We start from the raw sequence: 7,024 nt of genomic DNA, 5'->3' as shown, positions 1-7,024 counted from the left end.
AAGAAGGCCTCACCAAGAAAGAGATCATCCGCTGCCTCAAGCGATACGTCGCCCGCGAGGTCTACGAGGCCCTCACCAACCCCGCCCAACCCCCACCGACCACACCTTGACATCCATAGGAGCATCCCCCTCGCGGCCCGTCCCGCCCCCTGGGTCTCGCCGATCTTGCGCTTAGTGTTGTCGATACGTCCTGAATGGCGACTTTGGTACCGACAGAAAGTGCAAGATCGACGGGGCTAGGGGCAGGGAGGGGCCGGGGTGGGTGGCGGGGTTGTGCCATGGCGTAAACGCGTCGGGGGCGATGGCGGGGTTGGGCGGGTTGTTACGTCGATGCTGTGGTGCGTACCACTTCTCGACACAAAGAGGTCACCGTGGCTCTGTCTCACCGGCGTCGCCGATCCGGGCTGATCGCCCTCGGCGCCGCCCTCACCCTGGCGGCCGGGTTCACCCCACCCGGCGCGGGAGCGGCCGCCGCCCCGCCGAACCACCCCGACCGCCCGGCGGGCCTGCCCCCGGCCGCCGCCGGGCGCGCGTCCACCGTCACCCTGATCACCGGTGACACGGTCACCGTCACCACCGCGGCGGACGGCAGCACGGTGTCGACAGTGCGCCGACCGGACGGCAGCACCCCGAGCTTCCACCGCACCGTGCGCGACGGCGACACCTACGTCTACCCGGACGCCGCGCTGTCCTATGTCACCAGCGGCCTGCTGGACCGGCAACTGTTCAACGTCACCGACCTCATCGCCGACGGCTACGACGACGCGCACACCGACGCGCTCCCGCTGATCGTCACGATGACCGACGCGGCGGCCCGCAAGCGTACCCGGCCCGCCCTGGACGGCGCCGAGTTGGTCCGACCGTTGGACAGCGTGCAGGGCGCGGCGCTGACCCGCCAACGCGCCACCGCCGACCGGTTCTGGACCGCGCTCACCGCCGGCTCGACCCGACGTACGGGCGACGCCCCGACCCTGGCCAACGGCATCGCGAAGGTCTGGTTGGACGGCCGGGTGCACGCCGACCTGGCCGAGTCCACCGCGCAGATCGGCGCGCCGACGCTGTGGGCCGGGGGCAACACCGCCGCCGGTGTCGACGTCGCGGTGCTCGACTCGGGGGCGGACGCCGAACACCCGGACCTCGTCGGGCAGATCGCGGAGTCCAGCAGCTTCGTGCCGTCGGAGCCCGACATCCTCGACTACAAGGGCCACGGCACGCACGTCGCCTCGACGATCGCCGGCACCGGCGCCGCGTCCGGTGGCGCCGAGCGGGGTGTGGCCCCCGGCGCCCGGCTGCACATCGGCAAGGTGCTCAACAGCGAGGGCAGCGGACAGGATTCCTGGATCATCGCCGGGATGGAGTGGGCGGCCCGCGAGCAGAAGGCCCGGGTGGTCAGCATGAGCCTGGGTGGTGAGGCGACCGACGGCAGCGACCCGATGAGCCAGGCGGTCGAGCGGCTCAGCGCCGAGACCGGCGCCCTCTTCGTGATCGCCGCCGGCAACAGCGGCCCGGCCACGATCGGCAGCCCGGGCGCCGCCGACTCCGCGCTCACCGTCGGCGCCGTCGACAGCACCGACCACCTCGCCGACTTCTCCAGCCAGGGTCCACGCGCCGGCGACGGCGGGCTCAAGCCCGAGATCACCGCCCCCGGCGTGGACATCCTGGCCGCCCGCTCGCACCTCGTCCGCGGCGGCTCCGGTGACTACACGCTGATGAGCGGCACGTCGATGGCCACCCCCCACGTGGCCGGCACGGCCGCGCTGGTCGCCGCCGCGCACCCGGACTGGACTGGTCAGCGCATCAAGGAAGCGCTGGTCAGTACGGTCAAGGCCACCCCCGGCTACACCCCGTACCAGGCGGGTGCCGGTCGGGTCGACGCGGTGGCCGCCGCGCACGCCACCGTCTTCGCCACCCCGAGCGCGTACTCCGGCTTCCAGGCGTGGCCGCAGCAGCCGGGCATGAGCGTCGACCGCACCGTCACCTACACCAATGTCGGCGGCACGCCGGTCGCGCTCACGTTGGCCCTCGACGCGGGCACCGCGCCGGCCGGTCTGTTCGCGCTCTCCGCCGACCGGGTCACCGTGCCGGCCGGCGGCACCGCCACCGTGACGCTCACCGCCGCGTACGACAAGCTGCCGGTGGAGAAGCAGGTCAGTGGCATGATCGTCGCCACCGACGACGCTGGTGCGGTGCGTGGCCGCACCCTGATCGGGGCCGGCAAGGAGGGCCAGCGGCAGAACCTGACGCTCATCGCCAAGGACCGGGACGGCAAGCCGCTCGTCGGCAAGGTCATCCTCACCGCCGACACCCTGTTCACCGCCGTGGACCTGCCCGAGAGTGGCACTGCCACGCTGCGCCTGCCGGTGGCGAGCTGGAACGGTTGGATCTCCGCGGACGTGCGCGGTGTGCACGGGCCGCACTCCAAGGGCATGGCGATGCTCAGCTTCACCGACGTCAACCTGGACACCGACCGCACCGTCACCCTGGACGCGCGTGCCGCCCGGCAGGTGCAGGCCCGGGTGCCGCAGGAGGCCACCGCCAGTGCGCTGCGGATGGACATCCACCGGTCCACGAAGAACGGTCTCACCGAGAGTCAGGTGCTGCCCGACGACTCGTACGACAGCATGTGGGCGTTGCCGACGAGCCGTCCGGTGACCGACGGCGAGTTCGAGTTCGGTGCCCGGTGGCGGCTGGAGCAGCCGGCGTTGACCGTCTCGGCGGGCGGTCGCTCGTACGACGATCTGTTGGTGAAGCGGGCGACCCCGGCGCTGCCGGCCGGTCGTCGTCAGCTGGACGCGGTCTACGTCGCCGACGCGTCGGCGACGGGGCTGGCCAAGCGGCCGGTCCGGGACCGGGCCGTGGTGGTGCGCCGCAGCGACAGTGTCGACATCGCCACCCAGGCGCGGGCCGCCGCGGCGGCCGGGGCGAAGCTGCTGCTCGTGGTCAACGACGGTGTCGGTCGGCTCCAGCCGTGGGACGAGTTCGCGTGGAGCCCGGAGAGCCCGGCCCCGGTGACGGTGGCCACGCTCGGTGCGGACGAGGGTGGGCAGCTCATCGCCGCGCTGGAGCGCGGCGCGGTGCGGCTCACCGTCGAGTCGCACCCGGAGACCAGCTACCTGTACGACGTGGTGCACCACTGGTCCGGCACGGTGCCGGCCGACCCCACCTACCGGCCCACCAAGCGGCAGTTGGCCCGGGTCGACGTGGAGTTCCGCAACTACCGGCAGGGCAAGGCGTTGGAGTTCCGTACCGACGTCTGGCGCGGCTGGGCGTCGAGCAACCAGGAGCCGGCCCCGGCGCAGGGTCGGCGGACCGACTGGGTGAGCGCCGACCAGCGGTGGATCGACGACGCGTTCATCGCCGGTGAGACCGGTCAGCACCTGCAGGCGGTGACGACCTACCCGGCGGGCAGGCCGAGCGCCGTCACCTGGTTCGGGCCGATCCAGCGACCCCGGATGGGTGGCGGCTACGTGCCGGTCCGGTACCTGGACACCGTCTACCTGCCCGCACCCGGGTGGGGCGACGGAGGCGGTCACATCGGTGAGGCGTACGCCAACTACGACATGGTCAACCGGACCACCCTCTACCAGGGTGACCAGGAGCTGAACTGGGGCAACGCCGAGTACCTCCAGGTCTCCGGGCTGGCGGAGAAGCGGCTGCCGTACCGGCTGGTGGTGGAGAACGACCGGGCCGCCTGGAGCAACCCGTACTCCCGGCAGACCCGCACCGAGTGGGGCTTCACCTCGGCGGTGACGGGGGAGGAGTCGGCCGAGGTGCTGCCGATGATCCAGCTGGACTACCAGGTGGACATCGACCGCGACGGGAAGGCGTCGCGGCGTACGCCGCTGACAGTCGTCGCCTCCCACCTGCCCGACGTCACCGGCACGATCGGCGCGGTGACCGTCGAGGTGTCCTACGACGACGGGGCGACCTGGCAGAAGCAGCGGCTGACCCGGCACGGCGACGGCTGGCGTACCTCGCTGGCCGCACCGGCGACGGCCGGCTTCGTGAGCCTGCGCACCACCGCGCGCGATGCCGCCGGCAACACCGTGAGCCAGCGCATCACCAGGGCGTTCGGCCTGCGCTGACGCCGTTGGGACCGGCCGTCGCCGGGGGTGCCTCGGGCGCCCCGGGCGGCGGCCGGTGCCGTCAGTCCCGCTCCTGCGTCAGCTGCTCCCAGTCGGTGACGACCGGCAGCAGCTCTCCGGCCAGCCAGGCGCGGCTCTGGTCGTCGTGGTGCGGGTCGCCGGGCACCCCGCACGCGCCCAGCGGGACCACCCACCGGCTGTCGCTGCGGCGGGCCAGGTCCCAGACGAAGCGCGCCGCCGGCCCCCGCAGGCACCGGTGGGTGACCCCGGGCACGCTGGAGGTGGCCAGCACGCAGTCGTGGTCACCGTCGAGCCGGGGGCCGGGCCCGGCGTCCGCGCCGGGCAGCGCCCGCCACAGCGCCAACCGGTGCAGGTCACCCCAGGGCACCTGCCCGGCGGCCGCGTCACCGGCTTCCTCGGCCGCCGCGCTCACCAGCGCGCCGATGTCCACACCGGGCGGCGGGTTCGCGCCGAGCAGGTGCTCCAGCGCGTAACCGACCCGCGGCGTCAGTGCCAGCCAGGGCGCGAACACCTCGGGGTACGCGGGCGGCTCGGCCAGCGCGGCCAGCGCCGGGTGGGCGGCGAGCCGGCGGACGGCAGCCGCCCGCAGGATGGCGTAGGCGGCCGCGTCCGTGCTGTCGGCGGCCATCCGGCGATCCCAGCGCAGCAGCCGGTCGCGCAGCGCGGCGGCGGCCGGGCCGAGCCCCGTCGACTCGGCGAGGACGGCCAGCAGCGGCCCGGCCGCGCCCAGGTACGTGTCGGTGTGCACCGTGGCCATCTCGTCGGCCGTCCACGTCGCACGGGCGTCGAGCAGTTCGGCGATGCGGTGCGCCCGGTGCGGTGCGGCGAACTCCACCCCGAACGGCGCCGCCAGCGCGCGCTCGTTGGCCATCACCGCCCGACCGGCCACCTCGGCGCGGGGCATCGGCGCGTGCCAGCCTTGCCAGGCGTGGGCGGCGTCCCAGCCGGGGACCACCCGCCGGCCGTTTTCCGGGTGCCGTACCGGCACCGCCCCGGCGACCCGGTGCAGCAGCCCTCCGGCGGTGTCCGCCGCCTGCACCACGTTGACCGGCTCCACCCAGTGCCGCAGCGCGTGATCCACATCGGCCACGGTGCGGGCGCGCAGCAGCTCCGGCAGCGTCGCGAAACCGAGGTCACCCCGGACCCGGGGCGGGTAGCGCAGGCTGAGCGCCGTCTCGTCGTCGGGCCCGCCGGCGATCACCGGGCCACGCTCGGTCTCCATTACCTCGACCTCGACCGGGTCGGCCCCGGCCACCTCGATCGTCTCGACGTGCCGGTGTGCCGGACGCCAGCCGTCCGGGCCGAGCGCCCACACCCGGGGGCCGTCGCGGCGCAGCCGTTCCGCGTACACGTCCTGGTAGTCGGCCATCGCGTTGGTGATCGCCCAGGCCACCTCGCCGGTGTGCCCGAAGTGGGCGATGCCCGGCACGCCCGGCACCGCCAGCCCGATGACGTCGTACTCCGGGCAGGCCAACCGGATCTGCTGGTAGACACCGGGATCCTCAAGGAACCGGTGCGGGTCACCGGCGAGCAGCGCGGCCCCGGTGCCGGTGCGCTCGGCGGCGAGCAGCCACCCGTTGCTGCCGGCCACGGCCGGCCCGTCGGTGGCGAACAGGTCGACCTGGTCCGGCCCGAGCCGCTGCGCGACGTGCTCGCGCCAGAGCTTGCCCGGGAACCCGGCGAACAGGATGTGGTGGCCCAGCCACACCGCGAGCGGTGTCCACGGCTCCCACCGGCCCGGGCGAAGCCTGGTGGCGGCGAACTCCGGCGACCGGGCCGCCCCGGCGGCGAGAGCGCCGTTGACGCCGTCCACGTAGGCGCCCACCCACTCGGCGGTCGCCTTGTCCAGCGCCGCGTGGCAGCGGCGGGCGGTGTCGTCGAGCCGGACCTGCCGGACGAACCGGTCCCAACCGAGCGCGTCCGGGCCGAGGAACGCCGCGCTGGTGCCCCGGGCCCGGTGCCGTTCCACCTCGATCTGCCAGGCCCGGTCGTACGCGGTCACCCGGCCCTGCGCCGTGGCGAGGGCGAGCGGGTCGTCGGCCCGCAGGTGCGGCACGCCCCACGGGTCGCGGAAACGTTCGGTGCTCACGCCGGCTCCGGTGCCAGGGCGCCGGAGCGGCGTCGGGCCGCCGGGACGACCAGCGGGGTGCCCGTCTCCGGGTCGTCGATGACCCGGCAGGGCAGTCCGAACACCTCCGCCACCAGGTCGGCGGTGACCACCGACGACGGCTCCCCGGCGGCCACCACCCGTCCGTCGCGCATCGCGATCAGGTGGGTGGCGTAGCGGGCGGCGTGGTTCAGGTCGTGCAGCACCGCGACCAGGGTGCGGCCCTGCTCCTCGTGCAGCCGGGCGCAGAGGTCCAGGATCTCGATCTGGTGGGCGATGTCGAGGTACGTGGTCGGCTCGTCGAGCAGCAGCAGCGGCGTCTGCTGCGCCAGCGCCATGGCGATCCAGACCCGCTGCCGCTGCCCGCCGGACAGCTCGTCCACCGCCCGGTCGGCGAGGTCGTCGACACCGGTGGCGGCCATCGACTCCTCGACCACCCGTTCGTCCTCGCGTGACCACTGCCGCAGCAGCCCCTGGTGGGGGTATCGGCCTCGGGCGACCAGTTCGGCGACGCTGATGCCGTCCGGCGCGATCGACGACTGCGGCAGCAGGCCGAGCGTCCGGGCCACGGTGCGGGCCGGCAGGTCGTGGATGTTGCGGCCGTCCAGCAGCACCGCACCCGCGCTGGGGCGCAGCATCCGCGACAGTGCGCGCAGCAGCGTCGACTTGCCGCACGCGTTCGGGCCGATGATCACCGTGAAGGAGCTGTCGGGCACGGCCACGGTCAGGTTCTCGACGATGGTGCGCTGGTCGTAGGCGAGGGTCAGCGCGGTGCCGCCGAGCCGGGAATCGCCGGGTCGCATGGGTGCTC

3 protein-coding genes are annotated in these 7,024 nt (G+C 74.0%); 1 reads left to right on the top strand and 2 read right to left on the bottom strand.

Annotated features, from left to right (window positions below; translation table 11 throughout):
• Positions 1-371: 371 nt before the first annotated feature.
• Positions 372-4,085: a S8 family serine peptidase gene (locus QCZ28_RS07440; RefSeq protein ID WP_279515844.1), complete on the top strand. Its 3,714-nt coding sequence runs from the start codon at positions 372-374 to the stop codon at positions 4,083-4,085.
• 61 nt (positions 4,086-4,146) lie between these two features.
• Here the strand turns inward: QCZ28_RS07440 and QCZ28_RS07435 are convergent, their stop codons facing one another.
• Together QCZ28_RS07435 and QCZ28_RS07430 are read right to left on the bottom strand one after the other, a co-directional pair.
• Positions 4,147-6,195, bottom strand: a complete 2,049-nt coding sequence (locus QCZ28_RS07435) for a penicillin acylase family protein (protein WP_279515843.1) — start codon at positions 6,193-6,195, stop codon at positions 4,147-4,149.
• Positions 6,192-7,016: an ABC transporter ATP-binding protein gene (locus QCZ28_RS07430; RefSeq protein WP_279515842.1), complete on the bottom strand. Its 825-nt coding sequence runs from the start codon at positions 7,014-7,016 to the stop codon at positions 6,192-6,194. The genes QCZ28_RS07435 and QCZ28_RS07430 overlap by 4 nt, the downstream gene beginning before the upstream one ends.
• Positions 7,017-7,024 lie beyond the last annotated feature (8 nt).

This window comes from Micromonospora sp. DH14, assembly GCF_029809455.1.
Lineage (GTDB): Bacteria > Actinomycetota > Actinomycetes > Mycobacteriales > Micromonosporaceae > Micromonospora > Micromonospora parva.
Note: the sequence above shows the minus strand (reverse complement) of the source record. Positions and strands in the feature narration are given on the sequence as shown.